The following is a 16,960-nucleotide window of genomic DNA, read 5'->3' as shown; positions in this document are numbered from 1 at the left end:
GACGCTTGCTTAATATAACTGGATTCCTTGGCCATAGCATACCCTCACCAGCCGGGATGTTATCTGCTCGGACAGCTCCCTCTTGTTGAGATCTCTCGCTTTATATCAATTCAATGTCGATATTGAGGGTGGGATTGGATTGAGATCTGGATGCCAAGTTAACTTTCGGGCTAGCTTGTAGTCAGAGCTTCAGCAGCAACAGGTTCTGACGCCAACATGATCCAAGACTTTCGAGAGCGGTACCCTATGGGCAGTTTGCTCACCGATCTGTTGCGGGTGGAAGAAGGGATCTACATCGTCAGAGCCCAGGTGGTGGTGAATAACACGGTTTTGGGCAGTGGCATGGCTGGCTCGAACACCGTCGAAGAGGCGGAAGATGCTGCCTTGAAGCGCGCCCTCCACCACGCAGGATTTGGTCGCCCCACTTCCTCTTTGAGTTTGGGCATGGATTCTGCTGCCGCCAGGGTGCCTTATCTGCCAACTCCTGAGTTGGCCAACGGACACGCTCAGTCTTCCCCTGCTTCTCCAGCCCCTGAGTCGATAGGGATCCCTGCAAAGCCAAGTTCCCCAGAGCTGCCCGGTCTAAGTGAGCCGGCGGCCTATGGGGATGACCTATCGGACATCATTGCCCAAACGGATGTGGAGATGCAGCGCATTGGCTGGGGCCGCAAGGAAGGACAAGAGTTTTTGGAACGTCGCTTTCAGAAGAAATCTCGCCACCAACTCAGCGACGCCGAGCTGCGGGAGTTTTTGCGTTATCTCAAACAGCAGCCCTCACGCCTCAGCAGCGAACCCCGCTTTTGAAGTCTTCTCGGCCTTGCTGCCCAGGTCTCAAAATCTTCTCAAAATCTGGAGATCTGGCAACTCCGCTCTTCCCAGCTCAGATCTTGAGAGCTACGGCTGCTCTAAGCCCGTTCAATGGGAATCAACCCAGCTAACCGTTTTGCTGGAAATAAGCCTGTTCTACCACCGGTGTCTTGCTACCGCTGAAGCTAGGGCGCACCTACAATCACGCTGGTGTCTTCCATTTGCTTCACGACCGTTTCTCCCCCTTCCGAGAGCACAACCCGTCGCTCTGGCACTGACACTCCGGCCACCTTGGCAGTTTGATAGTTTTGACCGGCCTGCACCACAGAGGGAATGACACCTGGGCCAGAAACCAGAGCAAAGGACTCGCCGCCGATCTGTATCATCCCGGAAACCTGTACACTGCGGGCAAAGGCAGCCGGGTCGGGGGTAGGCGTTGGGATCGGGGTGGCCACTGCTACAGGCGCTCCATTGCCGTCGCCAGGAGGGGGCAAAACCGGAGGTGGAGGCAGGGGCGGCAGGACAATCTGCGGTTCAGGAGCACGCACGTTTTGAGGCACAAAGGGATCCACACGGCCAGCCCCACTCAAGGCCCGCTGGGTTTCCTGCTCTCGATCCACTGGCGGGATCAGGCTAGAGGCAGCTTGGGTAGCCTGCAGAAGGGAGGGCACCGGCGGCGGGGGTTGATCGGGGGCGGTCTGGCCAAAGCCGGCAGGCAAGTTCACCGTTTGTTGCCGGGCGAGAGCTTGCATCTGGCTGGCTCCGCGGGCCAAGGTGGCGCTCATATCCTGTTCCCAAGTCCCTGCAGCATTCAGCCGCATGATCACAGGGCTGGTTCCCCCCCGAGACTCCACCCAAATTTCCGCTTCTGTGTCGCTCAATCGCCGCGAGCTGAGGATCCGGGATCCCGGAGGCAAGAGGGGCCGAAGCGCCAGTTCGGCCTCAGGAACAGCCTGTTCGTTGGCCAGAGCCGGGAACCAACGGGGGGCCAAAAACGCAACGCCCCCTGCCAACAGCAGGCCGGCTACAAGAAAGCAGGACAATGGGCGAGCAGGCAGCGATTTCAGCATAGAGACCACCGGGAGAGAGCCTCGTATCCTCTCCACCAAAATATCCAAAATCTTGGTGATGGGGCCAAGCCGAGCTGCTTTTCTCGACAACAGTGCTAGGATTTCCCAATCGAAACTGTAGCGCCATGTCCCCAGGGATCCCGACCGGAGCAAGCAAACCTGGCCCCTGTCGGAGCGCAGTCCCATCTGCCATACTGGAGAAAGATTGTAAACATTTGTTAATGCCATGACTGTCTCTGCTTTGGATCCCGCCAACCCTGCCCGTTTACAGGAGATCGCTCAACGTTTGCGCAGCCCACGTCCGGCAGATCGCATGGTGGCCTTGGCCCAGTTGCGAGATGTGCCGGCAGAAGAGGCGGTGCCGCTGATTTTGCAAGTCATTGACGATGAAAACCTGCAGGTGCGCTCTTTTGCCGTCTTCGCCCTGGGGATCAAGCAAACGGACGCCTGTCTGCCCAAGTTGCTGGAAATCCTCACCCAAGACCCGGACTACGGCATTCGCGCCGACGCGGCAGGTGCCCTGGGCTATTTGGAAGATCCGCGGGCTTTTGAGGCCCTGGTGCGCGCCTTTTACGAAGATGTGGAGTGGCTGGTGCGCTTCAGCGCGGCGGTGGCCTTGGGGAACTTGAAGGATCCGCGGGCTTACGAGGTGCTTCTGCGAGCCTTGGATGGGCCGGAGGTGTTGCTGCAGCAAGCGGCCATTGCGGCTTTGGGGGAATTGGGGGATCTGCGGGCGTTGGATCGGATTCTGGAGTTTGCCCAATCGGAAGATTGGCTGGTGCGGCAGCGGCTGGCCCAGGCCTTGGGCAATTTGCCCTCTCCCAAGAGCGTTTCTGCCCTCAACTACTTGGCCAGGGATCCCCACGATAGCGTTGTGGCGGCTGCTTTGGATTCGCTGCGGCGCTTGCGGCAAAGGGGCATCTCAGAAACCGGATCCCAGCCAGCCAACCCTGAGGAAGGCTAAAGTAAAGATCCCGGCTCAGCTTGTTCCGGGTTCCCCAATCCCCAGAGAGAGGCCTCCTCTGTTTCCGGCTGAGCCTTTCTTTTCCTAGGATCCCTTGTCTCAATGGTTATCAGCCCCCACTCATCAGTTTCACCTGTTGCATCCCCGTCGCGGCCCCGCATTGTGGCGGCCCTTTCTGGGGGTGTGGATAGCTCTACGGTGGCGGCCCTTTTGCAGGAACAGGGCTACGCCGTGGAGGGGGTCACCCTCTGGCTCATGAGGGGGAAGGGCCAGTGCTGCACCGAAGGCTTGGTGGATGCGGCAGCTGTTTGTGAGCAGCTGGGGATCCCGCACCATGTGGTGGATAGCCGCGAGCTGTTCCAGGCCAACATTGTCGATTACCTGGTAGCCGGCTACGCGGAGGGCATTACTCCCCTGCCCTGCTCCCAATGCAACAAAACGGTGAAGTTCGGCCCCCTGCTGGCCTATGCCCGCGAAAAGCTGGGCATCTCCCAGATTGCCACTGGCCACTACGCACGGGTGCGCTTGGACACCGAATCGGGGCGCTATCAACTGCTGCGGGCGGTGGATCGGCAAAAGGATCAGTCCTATTTCCTCTACGACCTCAGCCAAGACCATCTGGCCAGCAGCCGCTTTCCCCTGGGGGAATACACCAAAGCCCAAACCCGCCAGTTGGCTGCCCGCTACGGGCTGGTTACAGCCGACAAGCCCGAAAGCCAGGATCTCTGCCTGATTGAAACCTATGGCTCGATGCGGAGCTTTTTGGATCAGTACCTTGGGCAAAGGCCAGGGGAAATCGTCGATACCCAGGGGCGAGTGCTGGGATCCCATGAGGGCATCCACCACTACACGGTGGGCCAGCGCAAGGGGTTGGGGATTGCCTCTTCCCGTCCGCTTTACGTGGTGCGCATCGATGCCGCCATGAACCGCGTTGTCGTGGGGGAACGGGAGGAGGCTACCCAGGCTGAAGCGTGGGTAAGCCAAGTCAACTGGGTCTCTATCCCGGCGCCGACGGCATCCTTGGCTGTTGAGGTTCAGGTGCGCTACCGTACCCCCCCAGTGCCCGCCATGGTGATCCCGGAATCGCCAGAGCGGGTAAAGCTGCAGTTTGCCGAGCCGCAGTTTGGGGTCACTCCTGGCCAAGCCGCCGTCTGGTACCACGGGGATCTCCTGCTGGGGGGAGGGATCCTGGAGCGCCCTTCTTCTCAGGGGTGAGGGGAAGCCAAACTAGGCTGCCCACTCCCGCACCTGCTGCAGGGATCGAAAGAGAAGCACCATATAGGCAATCAAGATAGGGGCAACCGCCGTGGCGGCGGCATTCCCAACCACAGTCACACTCACAACTTCCAAAATTTTCTCAGCAAAAGTCTCGTCAGAAGACGAAATCACACCTACCGTGAAGCCAAAGATGAAATTCCCGGCCAGAAATGCCACAACCACCGTGAGGCCAAAGATAAGAAGTGCCCAAAACGCTCCCCACCAGCGGCCCTTGACGAGGCTCCAACTGTAGCCCAACCCTTCTGTAGTGCCTTTGTCTTCCAGGACAATTGCGCAGGGCGTGAAAGCCAGCCTTACTCCCCAGTAGATTCCAGGAAGCACGAATAACATCATCCCGACTAAGGAAATCAACCCCACCAGGAGGCTGCCGAATATCAGAGGCACTGCCTTGGAGACAGCCTGATCCAGACTGTTGCCCAGCGGGGGAGTTCGCTGCTTCAAGTGCTGATCCACCAGCCAAAAGGCTGCTCCTGTCAGGATGGGCGCACCAATCAGGACATAGGCCAAGTTGAGGATTCCCCCGAAAAGTGGGATTAGCTCGGCGATGATGGAAATGATGAAGCCGGGAGAGGCCAGGATCAGCAACGGCCCATAGATGGGGCCTACCATCTCGAACGACCGCTGCAGGAGCCGGATGGGACTGAGGGTAGCGTTTTGCATGACAGAGGGATCCTCGTGGGCAACCAAGTTCACCCCCTTCATACCACGGGATCTCACCTAGGACATCTTGGGTTGAGCCGAAATCCCAAAAAGGGATCCCTTCTCATCTCAAAGCTAGGCACGGGGAGCACCCTTTTTGCTATCCCCAATGGGGGCAAAAGCGGAAACTAGGAGGCTGCTTGCCCCTTCAATCGTTGCAGGGATCGGAACAGGAGAACCACATAGACCCAGAAGATGGGCATAACGGCTGTGGCAGCGGCAGTCCTAACTACGTTCACCACAGAGTCGCCAAAATCAGCCACAACTCTACTGACAAGCACAACTATCAATCCACCCGCAAAACCAAGAATCAAGCCCAGGACCAGAAGGGCCCAAAACACGCCCCACCAACGACCTTTGACGAGATTCCAACTGTAGCGCAGCCCTCCTGTAGTTCCTTGATTTTCTAGAGCAATGGCACAAGGTGTGAGGGCCAGCTTAACCCCTACATAAATGCCTGGAATGATCAGAAAGATGAAGGCAAGGGAAGAGAGGAGTGCTGCTAAGAGGGTGCTCAGAACTAGAGGCACTGCCTTCGAGACCGCTCGGTTGAGGCTGTTGCCCAGCAGGGGAGCTTGCCGCTTCAGGTGCTGATCCACTAGCCACAAGGCTGCTCCGCCTAGGATCGGTGCAACAATGCCATAGGCCAGTCGGAGGATGCCCCCGAGAAGTGGGGTCAGCTCCGTGACGATGGCCAGGATAAAGCCTGGAGAGGCCAGGATCAGCAGCGGCCAGTAGATGGGACCTACCAACTCAAACGACCGCCGCAGGAGCGGGATTGGGCTAAGGGTGGCGTTTTGCATGGCAGAGGGATCCTCGTCGGCATCCAGTCCACCCCCTTCATACCACGGGATCCCGGCTTTGGTTCCGGGAGTAGAGTTAAGAAAGTCTACAAGGCCGATTTTTGCAGGATCCAGGCCGCTGCCTGTTCGCCGCTGCGCAGGGATCCCTCGAGGCTGCTCTGGTGGGTGTATTCCCCGGCCCAAAGGAGGCCCGGCAGGCCGCTAAAGGTGGGAACCAGATGCTGCTGAAAGCCGGGGGGTTGTACAAACTGGGCAAAAGGGATCCGGTACACCCGCAGCAGGCGCAGTTGCTCCAAGGGGGCTTTATCGCTACGCGACGCTGCCGCGACGGGGAAGTAAGTTTGCAGCTCGGCCCGGCAGGCTTGGGCCAGTTCCTCGTCCCTCAAGGGGGGATCCCCTAGCACCACCACCGAATACAGGTGTTGGCCAGGAGGAGCCAGCGCCGGGCTGATGCGGGTAAGTTGGACCCAATGGTTGATCCAGCCCTGGCCGGTGGCGTTGAGGTACAAGTAGGCGCCGCGGCTGAGGGAAAAGGGGGCGCAGAAGTAGAGACAGGTCACCGCTCGCCCCTGGGTGGGAATGGGGGTGGGGGCTTGAGGGCACAGCTCCGCCTGCCAGGCCCGTGCCTGAGGGGCATCAGTAGCACAAACTACCCACTCGGCAGGGATCTCTTCACCCTTGGCGGTGCGGATCCCGCGCACTTTCCCGTCTTCTGCCAGGATGCGCTCCACCGGGGTTTGGTAGCGAATCTGTTCGGGGGACAGGTGACCGGCCAGTTGTCGGGCCAGTTCTCCCATGCCCAAGGCCGGGGTGACAATGGATCCCTCGGCCATCATCTTGAAATAAAAGGCAAAGAGGCGGGCGCTACTGCCCAGATCCGGATCTAGAAGGATCCCGCGGAAAAAGGGGTAGAAAAAGTGCTGGCAGATCTGTTGGGAAAAGCCGTACTGCTCCAGAAACTCCCGCAGCGAGCAATCGGATCCCCCTAGTCCTTCTTGGAAAACCTGCTCCGGGCTGCGGCGCGCCAGCTCGGATCGCAATTGCAGCACCTTGAGCTTGTCCCCAAAGCTGGCCAAGGGGTTGAGCAAAGAGGGGAGAAGGCTGGACAGATCCCGTAGGGGATCCCCCAACAGCCAGCAGCGACCGGGTTGAGCCAAAATAGCGCCGGGCCGGTAGGGACGGGGATCGAGCTTGCCCAGATCCAAATGCTGTCGCACTTTGGGATAGGCGGTGAACAGCACCTGAAAACCGCGATCCAGGCGAAAGCCATCCACCTTGTCGGTACGCACCCGCCCCCCAGGGCCGTCGCTTTTTTCCAGAACCAGGACATCCCTCCACCCCGCCTGGCTCAGCACTTTGGCGCAAGCCAAGCCGGCCAGCCCCGCCCCAATGATGACAACTTTGCCCATGCTGATACATTTACGCTGAACACTGCTGAACATCACTGTTCAACTATGCAGCGATAGCATTCTGTTTGTTTCCAACCAGAATGGCGGTACCCCGCAAAGCTTTGAGTAGAATACCCAAAGCGCAGTTTCCGTGTCGTCTTACTACCAATTTTCTGCTTTGCTTTGGCTACCATGTTGGCAGACTCGAAAGTAAACAGAAAGATCAACTGGTAGTAATCCGTACTGAACATATTATACATTATTTTCAGTATAGTTGAGCTTATTATTGACTAGAGTCATGCTCTGCCGGGATCCCTTCTTCGTCGAGTATTTTATCTGCTTGGATCCCACTAGGGCTGAGCTGGGTCGGCTGGCCCCCAAATGCGAATTGAGCCATCGGCGCCACCACTGAGAAGGGTCTGCCCATATCGCTGCGCGACGCTTCCGCGACCGGGGCCAAACAGCAAGACGCTCACCATCCAAGTCTGGCCGCCCAGGGTGCGCAACTGTTCTCCGCTGCGCAGATCCCAGAGCTTGATCTGGTGAGCGCGGTAATCGGTGCCGCTGGCGAGCAAGCGGCCATCAGGGCTGAGGGCAAGGGCGGCCAAGCCGGACAAAGTCTGGGGCAAGGTGCGCTCCAAGGATCCCGTGCCCAAGTTCCAGACCAAGATGCCACCGGCACTGCCAGCGAGCAAATAGCGGCCATCTGGGCTCAGAAGCACCTGCTCGATGGGGTAGTCGGCCTTTAGGGTTTCCAGCAAGGCCCCGCTGCCAGGATCCCAAAGGTGAACGGTGGGATCTCCATTGGCGGCCACCAAGATCCAAGGGGGGATCCCTTCAGATTGGTGGGAAGTATTCATACGGGTGGGTCTTGGGCCAAAGGCCACCGCTGTAATGCCAGCCCTCTGAGGGGTCTCCTGGGCGGCAGCAGTGGGAGGCGCCAGGGTGCGGATCAACTGGCCGTTGTCGGCCTGCCAAAGGCGGATGGTGCGGTCGGCGCTGCCACTGGCAATCCAACGACCATCGGGGCTAATGGCGACACTGTTGATCAACCCGGTGTGCCCTTGCAACTGCAGCCGCGCCAGCACATCCCCAGGCGAGAGAGCCGGATCCCCCAGGGTCGCCAGATCCCAGACCCGTACCGTCTTGTCTGCCCCCCCACTCACCAAAAAGGTACCATCTGGGCTGATGGCCAGTGCCTCAACGGATCCCTCGTGGCCTGCCCAGCTCTGGAGCAGTTGGCCAGCCTGGGGATCCCAAAGCCGGATCACGCCGTCGTCTCCCCCGGCAGCAAGGAGATTTCCATCCGGGCTGATGGCCAGAGCAGTGACGGCGACAGGGCCTTCCAGCGTAGCCTTGAGCTGCAAAGACTTGGCCCAGTCTGCCGGGTCGTTATCGCTACGCGACGCTTCCGCGACCGTGACGGCGGTGGGGACGGAGGCATGAGAACCGTTCTCGCGAGTAGGACGGAGTCCCAGGCCGTTGCGCTTTGCCGGGCTAGAGGATCCCGTTCTCGTGAGGGGGACAGAATCCTTGGGCTCCCCCCGCAGGCCAAGGTTCGCCCTCATCTGCCATACCCCTGCCACCGTCAACGCCAGCAAAGCCGCCAAGCTGCCTCCTGCCCAAACCGGTGGGATCCGGGGACGCGCCCGCAGCGATACCGGAGAACGCGGTGGGGTGGTTGGCTCCTGTAAGGGCTCGGCGGCGACAGGGCTGGGCTGGGACAGGAGTTCGGCGGCAGGGGGGCTCTCGGCGGGGGGCAAAGCCTGCAAAGCGGCCAGAGCTGCTGTTGCTGAAGGAAAGCACTGTTGTGGGTTGCAGCTCACCAAACGATCCAGAAAAGCAGCAAAAGGAGCGCTAGTAGAGGCCAGATCGTGCCAGCGCAACTCCCCCGTCAACGGGTCGCGAAACAGCTTCTGGGGCGGGATCCCGCAGAGGGCCTGCAGGGCAATCAGCCCAAGAGCATAGAGGTCGCTGCAATGCCTGGGGCCATAGGGGTTCCCGAAGCCAGAGCCGGAAAAAGCCAGACCCTGTTCCTCACCCCCCCACTTCAACAACACCCATCGGCCATCCGCCTGACGGTAGATCAAGCGAGAGGGCTGCAGGTTGCAGCAGCTCACCCCTTCCCCATTCAGGAAGGCCAAGGTTTGCAGCACATCCTGCAACAAGGCTCGTACCTCAGCCTCTGTCCAGTCGTGCCCCCAATGGCAGTGCATTTGGCGGGACGGAGTCGTTAGCTGGCCCCTCTCGGTTGCGTTACCTAGCAATAGAGCTTGTTCCAGGGTGGGCCCTTCAACCCATTCTTCCACCCAATAAAACTCCCCCTCTTGCTCAAAGCAGGCCAACAGGCGGGGGATACCCTCGTGGGATCCCAGGTGCTCCCGCAGGGCCGCTTCTTGTTGAAAGAGATGCCGTAGCGAGGCGGAGTCCTCACTGTGTTCGCGGTGCGGAGCATTTTGGCCGGCCTGCCAGCGTTTGAGCACCACCCGAAGCCGCTCAGGATGATGGCTATCCTGTGCCAAGTAGGTTTGTCCGCTGGATCCCAGTGCTTCCAAGATCTGATAGCGGCCACCCAGGGTCTGCCCTACCATGGGGAGAGTGCGAACCTTTTCCTTCCGACCCATCATGCCATAGCGACGTGAGACTCAGGCTAACCGTTCACCCTTGCGTTCACGGTGCGGAGCGCCTGGGTGGGATAGAGTCCTCGCCGCATCAGTCCTCCACCGCCATGGCTGAGGTGAGCAGAGCAAAAAGCGAAAGGGGATCCCGACAGCCGCTTTCGGTCAACTTTCTCCCTGGAGCAGGCTGAGTTGCTCAGCGACCTGGGGGATGTTGTTGCAAAACCTGCTTCAAATATCGCCCTGTATGGGATCCGGGGTGCTCAGCCACCTGTTCTGGGGTGCCAACGGCGATGATCTGGCCGCCGCGGTCGCCGCCCTCTGGCCCCAAGTCAATAATCCAATCAGCACAGCGGAGAATGTCCAGGTTGTGCTCGATCACCAGCACGGTGTTGCCTGTATCCACCAGCCGTTGCAGGACGTTCAAGAGCTTGTGGACATCGTAAAAAGACAAGCCGGTGGAGGGCTCATCCAGCAGATAGAGGGTTTTGCCGGTGGAGCGGCGGGCCAGTTCTGCGGCCAGCTTGACCCGTTGCGCTTCCCCACCGGAGAGGGTAGGAGCTGGCTGGCCCAGCTTGATGTAATCGAGGCCCACATCGGCCAAGGTCTGCAGGATCTTGGCGGCAGGAGGCAGGGCAGCGAAAAACTCCAGCGCCTCCCCCACCGTCATATCCAGGACTTCGGCGATGTTCTTGCCCTTGTACCTGACCTGCAGGGTTTCGCGGCTGTAACGGCTGCCCCCGCAGACTTCGCAGGTGACGTACACATCGGGCAGGAAGTTCATTTCAATCACGTTCACCCCCTGCCCTTTGCAGGCTTCACAGCGCCCCCCCTTGACATTGAAGGAAAAGTGGCCGGATGGGTAGCCTCTGGCCTTGGCATCCAAGGTTTGGGCAAAGGTTTGGCGGATGGGATCAAACAAACCCGTGTAGGTGGTAGGGTTGGAGCGGGGGGTACGGCCAATCGGAGATTGGTCGATGACGATCACCTTGTCGATGTGTTCGATGCCCTCAAGTGCTCCCATCTCCGCGGGTTGGGGCACCTTGTGTCCAAGATGGTGCTGCAGGGCAGGGTAGAGCAATTCGTTGACCAAGGTGGATTTGCCGGAGCCGGAGACGCCTGTAACACAGACCAACTTGCCCAGAGGGATCTCCACATCGATGTGCTTGAGGTTGTTTTTGTGGGCATTGGTGAGCTTGAGGGCAACCGCTTTCCCAGCCCGCCGCTGCGCAGGGGTAGGGATCCGCAGCCGCCCCGAAAGATAAGCTCCGGTGATGGAGCGCTCGCAGGCCATGATGTCCGCCAGGGATCCCTGGGCCACCACTTCCCCCCCGTGGATGCCGGCCCCAGGGCCGATATCGACGATGTGGTCGGCGGCACGGATGGTTTCTTCGTCGTGTTCCACCACAATCAGAGTGTTGCCCAGATCTCGCAGGCGAAACAGGGTTTGCAACAGGCGCTCGTTGTCCCGCTGGTGGAGGCCAATCGAGGGTTCGTCCAACACGTAGAGCACCCCCGTCAAGCCGGAGCCCATCTGGCTGGCCAGCCGGATCCGCTGCGCCTCGCCCCCGGAGAGGGTCATGGCCGGACGGGCCAAGGTGAGGTAGTCGAGGCCCACATCCACCAAAAACTGCAGCCGGGTTTTGATCTCCCGCAGCACCAACTCGCCGATCTGCGCTTGGCGGGGGGTAAGGTTTAGCTGCTCCAGGCGGTGCAGGCAGTCGCGGATGGAGATCTCGGTGAGATCGGTAATGCGGTAGCCGCCGATGCGCACGGCCAGAGCTTCCGGCTTGAGACGGGATCCCCCACAGGCGGAACAGGGACGGTAGGTGAGGTAGGCTTCCAGCTTTTGCCGATAGATTTCGGAAGTGGTTTCCTGATAGTGCCGCTGCAATTGGGGAATCACCCCCTCATAGCGGCGATAGTACCCCCGGCCTCGGTACTGAGATTCCGCCTCGGCGATGTAGACCTCCTGGTCGGCGCCGTAGAGGATGATCTGCTGTTGCTGGGGGGTGAGATCACACCAGCGGCTGCTGAGGTCGAAGCCAAAAGCCTTGGCGGCTCCCGCCAACAAAGCCAGATAGTAGGGGTTCTCCCGCTCTGCCCAAGGGGCGATGGCCGCGTACAAGGGGAGCTTGGGATCGGGCACGATCCGCTCGGGGTCGAAGATGGGCTCAAAACCCAGCCCATGGCAGACAGGACAGGCCCCAATCGGCGAGTTGAAGGAAAACAGGCGCGGCGACAGCTCGCCCATCACCGAACCGTGCTCCGGGCAGGCAAATTGCTCAGAAAAAATCAGCTCCGTTGGCTTGCCGTTCAGGTATTGCCCCGCCGACTCGGCCACCTTTTGCAGCAGATGTTCTCGCTCCTCTTCCCGCGGCAGCAGCTCCACCACCGCAATTCCTCCGGACTGGCGCAGGCAGGTTGCCAGAGAATCGGCCAGTCGCTCCGCTATGTCGGGGCTCTTGACCAGCCGATCCACCACAACCTCAAGGGTGTGGGTTTTGTTTTTGGCTAACTCGATCTCCTCGCTCAGATCCCGCACCTGGCCGTCGATGCGCACGCGCACAAACCCTTGCTGGCGCAAGCTTTGCAACAGGTTGGCATGGGTGCCCTTTTTCCCCTTCACCACCGGCGAGAGCAACTGAAACCGCGTCCGATCCGGCAGAGCCATGATCTGATCCACAATCTGATCCACCGTCTGGGGGGCGATCACCCGGTTGCAATGGGGACAGTGCGGGATCCCAGCTCGCCCATACAGAAGCCGCAGGTAGTCGTAGATTTCGGTAACGGTGCCAACCGTCGAGCGGGGGTTGTGGCTGGTGGACTTTTGATCGATGGAGATGGCCGGACTCAGCCCTTCGATGCGATCCACATCCGGCTTGTCCAGTTGCCCCAAAAACTGTCGCGCATAGGCGCTGAGGGATTCCACATAGCGCCGCTGTCCCTCGGCAAAGATGGTGTCGAAAGCCAAGGAGGACTTGCCCGATCCGGAGACGCCCGTGAATACCACCAGGCGATCGCGCGGGATCCGCAGGTTGACATTTTTGAGGTTGTGCTGCCGCGCCCCCACCACATGAATTTCGTTTTGGCTGGACATCTCACCACCTTTTCGCGCAGCGTGTCACAGGTATCCCGTCGAGACCGGCGAGTAACAAAATCTTAACGATTCTTAGCTAACGATTCTAATGCCCTTCGCTTTGTCCAGAAGGGGATCCCAGCCGACCAGGGGACGACAAATCGGTAGCAAAAAAGACTTGGCTATGCTGGAAAGGATTGAATCCCAAGGGCCATGACCTGGACACTGCCATCCGTTCAAAAGGTGTTTGTTTACCTGTTGGTGGGGATTGCCTTCACGGCTCTTTGTCTGGGGGATCAGGCTTTGTCGCCACCGGTGATTGGTGTCTGTTTGGCAGCGGGGGCCTGCAGTTGGTTTTGGGAGCCGCCAAGGATTGCTTTTGCCCGCTATGCCCCCCTGTGGATGCCCCTGACGGTGGCGGTGTTGCTTAGCCTGCTGGCTTTGGTTATCTTTGGGATCCTTCCCTTTTCCGATGGGGCCATTGGCTTGGTGCTTTACCTAACGGGGGCCAAGCTGTTTCAGCGGGAACGGGCAGCCGATCACATCCAGTTGGCGGTGCTGTCTCTGCTGCTGATGGCCATTGCCACCCTGTTCAACGAAGACATCAGCTTTGGGCTGCTGTTTTTGCTGTACGTGGGGGTAGGGCTAATCAACCTCACCCTTTACCACCTGCGCCTGCAAGCAGAGCAGCACCCGCAGGCAGCCAGCCAAACCCGTGGCATCAACCTCAACTTTTTGGGCTTTCTCGGATCCCTGGCTTTGCTGGCGGTGATCCTATCCGTGGCTTTGTTTTTCTTGTTCCCGCGGGTCAGTTTAGGAATTCTGGGTCGCCAGGCCCGCTCGCCGGTGATGACCACTGGCTTTGCCGAGGAAGTCAGCCTGGGAGCATTCGGCACCCTCAAAACCGATAACACCGTTGTCATGCGGGTGGAATTTCCGGCAGGGGTGCCGCCCCGTGTGGAGTCCCTCTACTGGCGCGGGATCAGCTTCGATCGCTACGATGGACGGGCCTGGTCGCGAACGCTAGACCGCTTCATCCCCATTTTCCCCAACGCAGCAGGGGTATTTGATCTCTCTGCCTCCAGCTTGATCCCCACTGCTCCCGACCTGCTGCTTCTCCCCTTGGAGCAGCTTATCTATCTGGAGCCGCTGGTCACCAACACCGTTTTTGGGGTGGCCCCGCTGGTGGAGATGGAATGGCTGGAGCGGGGCGGAGCAGCGACGGTGCAACAAGCTTGGCAACGGCAGAATCGCCGCCTCATCCTGAGCGAGACCGGAGATGTTGGCCATTCTCTGCCTCGGCAGGTGCCCCATCTCTACCGTGCCCGGAGCCGGATCCCAAGGGAGTTGGGCCCGCGCTTGCGCCGGCTGAGCCACGCAGAGCTGCTCAATGCCCTCGATGCGGTTCAACGGGAAGCCTATCTGCAACTACCGCAAGATTTGGATCCGCGCGTTCCGGCTTTGGCGGAGCAGATCACCGCTGGGATCCCTGACGTTTTCAGCAAGATGACCGCCTTGCAGAATTACCTGCTGGAGAACTACGCCTATACCACCGATCTGCCGGATCCCGGCCCTGAACCGCCTTTGGAAGCCTTTCTGTTCACCCATCGGCGGGGCCACTGCGAATATTTCGCCACAGCCCTGACGATACTGGCCCGCAGCATTGGCATCCCGGCCCGGATGGTGAATGGCTTTTTGGGCGGGCGCTGGGTGGCGCAGGAAAATTATCTGGCAGTACGCAATGCCGACGCCCATTCCTGGACAGAGATCCCCTTTGGCCCCTACGGCTGGGTCATCTTTGACGCTACGCCGGCAGAGGCCAATGTTAGTCAGCGGCAGAGCTGGTGGGATCCCCTTCAAGATTTCTACGACAGCTTGCGCTTCCGCTGGTTTAAGTACGTCATCCAGTACGACCTATCCACCCAGCAGCAGATCTGGCGGCAGATTCAGGAGATGGCCAGCGCTGTAGCCGCCTCTCCGGATCGAGAGGATGTCGGTGCTGGCTTCCGTCGCAGCCTGGTTGCCTTGGGGCAAACGTTGCAGCAGAATGGCCTGCCGGTGTTGGGGGTGGTTTTGATCACCGGATCCATGGCCTATTGGGGTCGCCGCCGCCGCTATCAGGCCGTGCGCTGGCAGGATGGGGGGTGGATTCTCCTAGCCACTGCCGGCAATGGGGTGGTGATGGGATCCCTGTGGCAGCCTCCGCCCCCCTGGCTCACCTGGATGGTTGGCCTCTTGCTACCGAGTCTGGCCTTTGCTGGGATGCGCTGGAGTCCGGCAGCTCTGCCCAAGTCGCAGCAGCGCCGCCAGCTTATCTCAAGGCTTTATCTGCAACTGCGGGATCTGGCGACGGCGGTGGGGATCCCAGCCCACCTAGGCCCTGAGGCCTGCCTGGAACACTTGCGCCACTCCGACTTACCACAAGCCCAGGTGGCCATCCAGTTCTTGGAGCGCTACCTGGAGGTGCGCTTCGGTGGGATCCCGTTGGAGGTGGGGGAACTGCAGCGCTGGCAGCAGCAACTCAGACAGCTTAGGCAAGCATGGCAGCCACTGGCCAAAAACCCCGCCATCACCTCCAGAAGAGCCACTTGACCAGAGGGACGGCTGCGCCTTAGAACAGGTACCCCAAAAGCCCTGCGAGAAGCCTTGACAGTTATGAGACAGTTAAGAGATAGTTAACGTTAGTTATAGACCCCGTAAGCTGCACTGTCAGACGGGGAGATCGCTCAGTGGCGCACTCGCTTCAGGCACGTTTCGCGCTGCTGGATTGCTATGCCCTTGCAAACTCATCTGAAGCTGTGTTACGTTTTTCAACGTTCAGCTTCGAACGAGCAAGGGCGTGTTAGCTATGCGTAGCTATTCTTTGAGGGCAGCGTTGGCTGCGACTGTATGCGTTTTGTCTTCTTCCGTCTTCTCCTCTAGTGTGGCTCAAGCGGCGCCTCAGCCGACCGGAAACGGGGCCATCTTCTTCCACCCGGATGGCACTTCGGCTTCCCACTGGGACATCACACGCATTCTCCACTACGGCCCCGATGGCTTTCTGAACTGGGATCGTCTTCCCGTGATTACCACCTATCGCGGGCACCTTTTCGACCAGCTTGGGGGAACTTCCAACGCCGGAGCGGTGACCCATGCCACGGGAACCCGTGCCCACGCCAAGAGCTTTGGGTTGGATCCGGACGGCAAGGAGTATCCTTCTGCCAACGGCACCCTGAACACGATCATGGAAGATGCCGTGGCGGCAGGCTTGGGTACGGCTCTGGTGCAAACGGGATCCATCATTGAGCCGGGGACGGCTGCCTTCGTTGCCAAAGCTGCCAAGCGCAGCGACTATGAGGAGATTGCCCTGCAGGTGGTGGAGTCGGGGGTGGACATCATTCTCGGGGCTGGCGAGGAATGGCTGCTGCCGGAAGGTGTCCAGGGCCGCTTTGGCCAAGGGAAGCGCAAGGATGGCCGCAACCTGATTGAGGAGGCCAAGAAAAAGGGGTACGCCGTTGTCTACACCCGCGACGAGCTGCTCAAGCTGCCGGCAGATGTCTCCAAGGTTTTGGGGGTGTTCAACGTCGAGGACACCTTCTACGACAAGCCTGAAGAAGAGTTGCGGAAAGAAAACTTGCCCAACTACATCGCCAGCGCCCCCACCATTGCCGAGATGACCGAATTTGCCCTGGCGCGGATCTCCCGCAATCCTAAGGGCTTCTTCGCCGTCATCGAAGAAGAGGGCACCGACAACATGTGCAATAACCTCAATGCCTCTGGCTGCCTGGAGGCTATGAAGCGGGCCGACGATGCCATCGGGGTGATTCTCAACTTTATCGAGAAGAATCCCAAGACCTTCATGATCACCACCAGCGACAGCAATGCCGGTGGCATGCAGTTGGTGGATGTCGAGTCCGCCGAGGAGCCGCTGCCCCCTACTGACCCCGAAGGCAGTGGTGCCCCCATTGACGGGGTTGACGGCACCGGTAGCAAGCCGTTCATTTCCGCTCCCGACAAAAATGGCAAGCGCTTTCCCTTTGCCGTGGCTTGGGCCAGTAAGGATGACGTGGGCAGCGGCGTCATCGCTCGCGCTGCGGGCTTGAATGCCCAAGAGCTGGTGCCGACCACCGGGATCCTGAACACGGACATTTATCGGATTCTCTACTTCGTGCTCTTCGGGGAGCGCATCCCCAGCGAGCTGAAGCCCTAGTGCTGCAGTTACCTGCTTTGGACGGGCATTTGCCTTAAGCTCTGGTAGCCACGGGGGATCCATTG

11 protein-coding genes are annotated in these 16,960 nt (G+C 59.7%); 5 read left to right on the top strand and 6 right to left on the bottom strand.

The genetic code is table 11. The annotated features are described in order from the left end of the window. The first annotated feature begins 216 nt into the window (after window positions 1–216). Window positions 217–804 carry a hypothetical protein gene (locus ACVWZ1_RS08670; RefSeq protein ID WP_414329849.1) on the top strand — a complete coding sequence of 196 codons (588 nt, stop codon included), beginning with the start codon at window positions 217–219 and terminating at the stop codon, window positions 802–804. Window positions 805–992: 188 nt separating this feature from the next. On the opposite strand, the gene ACVWZ1_RS08665 is transcribed toward ACVWZ1_RS08670, so the two are convergent. Continuing rightward, complete coding sequence (locus ACVWZ1_RS08665) at window positions 993–1,967, bottom strand: hypothetical protein (RefSeq protein WP_457503143.1); 975 nt, start codon at window positions 1,965–1,967, stop codon at window positions 993–995. 136 nt (window positions 1,968–2,103) lie between these two features. Between ACVWZ1_RS08665 and ACVWZ1_RS08660 the strand changes: the two genes are divergently transcribed. Together ACVWZ1_RS08660 and mnmA are read left to right on the top strand one after the other, a co-directional pair. After that, entirely contained in the window at window positions 2,104–2,841 is a 738-nt protein-coding gene (locus ACVWZ1_RS08660) for a HEAT repeat domain-containing protein (protein ID WP_457503142.1), read from the top strand. Between the two features lie 102 nt (window positions 2,842–2,943). Next, on the top strand, window positions 2,944–4,056 hold the full coding sequence (gene mnmA, locus ACVWZ1_RS08655; protein WP_457503141.1) for a tRNA 2-thiouridine(34) synthase MnmA: 1,113 nt from the start codon (window positions 2,944–2,946) through the stop codon (window positions 4,054–4,056). A 12-nt stretch (window positions 4,057–4,068) separates the two neighbouring features. Here mnmA and ACVWZ1_RS08650 read toward each other — a convergent pair whose 3' ends face one another. The 5 genes from ACVWZ1_RS08650 to uvrA form a co-directional block, all read right to left on the bottom strand. Next, entirely contained in the window at window positions 4,069–4,821 is a 753-nt protein-coding gene (locus tag ACVWZ1_RS08650) for a glycerophosphoryl diester phosphodiesterase membrane domain-containing protein (protein WP_414358464.1), read from the bottom strand. A 125-nt stretch (window positions 4,822–4,946) separates the two neighbouring features. Next, a complete protein-coding gene (locus ACVWZ1_RS08645) occupies window positions 4,947–5,621 on the bottom strand; it encodes a hypothetical protein (protein WP_457503140.1) in 675 nt (224 codons plus the stop codon). Between the two features lie 86 nt (window positions 5,622–5,707). Then, window positions 5,708–7,030, bottom strand: coding sequence for an NAD(P)/FAD-dependent oxidoreductase (locus ACVWZ1_RS08640; protein WP_457503139.1), 1,323 nt, complete (start codon window positions 7,028–7,030; stop codon window positions 5,708–5,710). 329 nt (window positions 7,031–7,359) lie between these two features. Then, entirely contained in the window at window positions 7,360–9,600 is a 2,241-nt protein-coding gene (locus ACVWZ1_RS08635) for a WD40 repeat domain-containing serine/threonine-protein kinase (RefSeq protein ID WP_457503137.1), read from the bottom strand. Between the two features lie 223 nt (window positions 9,601–9,823). After that, window positions 9,824–12,727, bottom strand: coding sequence for an excinuclease ABC subunit UvrA (gene uvrA / locus ACVWZ1_RS08630; protein ID WP_457503136.1), 2,904 nt, complete (start codon window positions 12,725–12,727; stop codon window positions 9,824–9,826). A gap of 192 nt (window positions 12,728–12,919) precedes the next feature. Here uvrA and ACVWZ1_RS08625 point away from each other — a divergent pair, with 192 nt between their 5' ends. Together ACVWZ1_RS08625 and ACVWZ1_RS08620 are read left to right on the top strand one after the other, a co-directional pair. Continuing rightward, the gene (locus ACVWZ1_RS08625) at window positions 12,920–15,298 is read left to right on the top strand and encodes a transglutaminase family protein (protein WP_457503134.1); all 2,379 of its coding nucleotides are present in this window, start codon (window positions 12,920–12,922) and stop codon (window positions 15,296–15,298) included. Between the two features lie 247 nt (window positions 15,299–15,545). Continuing rightward, window positions 15,546–16,895, top strand: a complete 1,350-nt coding sequence (locus tag ACVWZ1_RS08620; RefSeq protein WP_457503133.1) for an alkaline phosphatase — start codon at window positions 15,546–15,548, stop codon at window positions 16,893–16,895. The last annotated feature ends 65 nt before the right edge of the window (window positions 16,896–16,960 follow it).

It is taken from the genome of Thermostichus sp. MS-CIW-25 (assembly GCF_054060015.1).
This window is presented reverse-complemented; position numbering and strand designations above follow the sequence as displayed.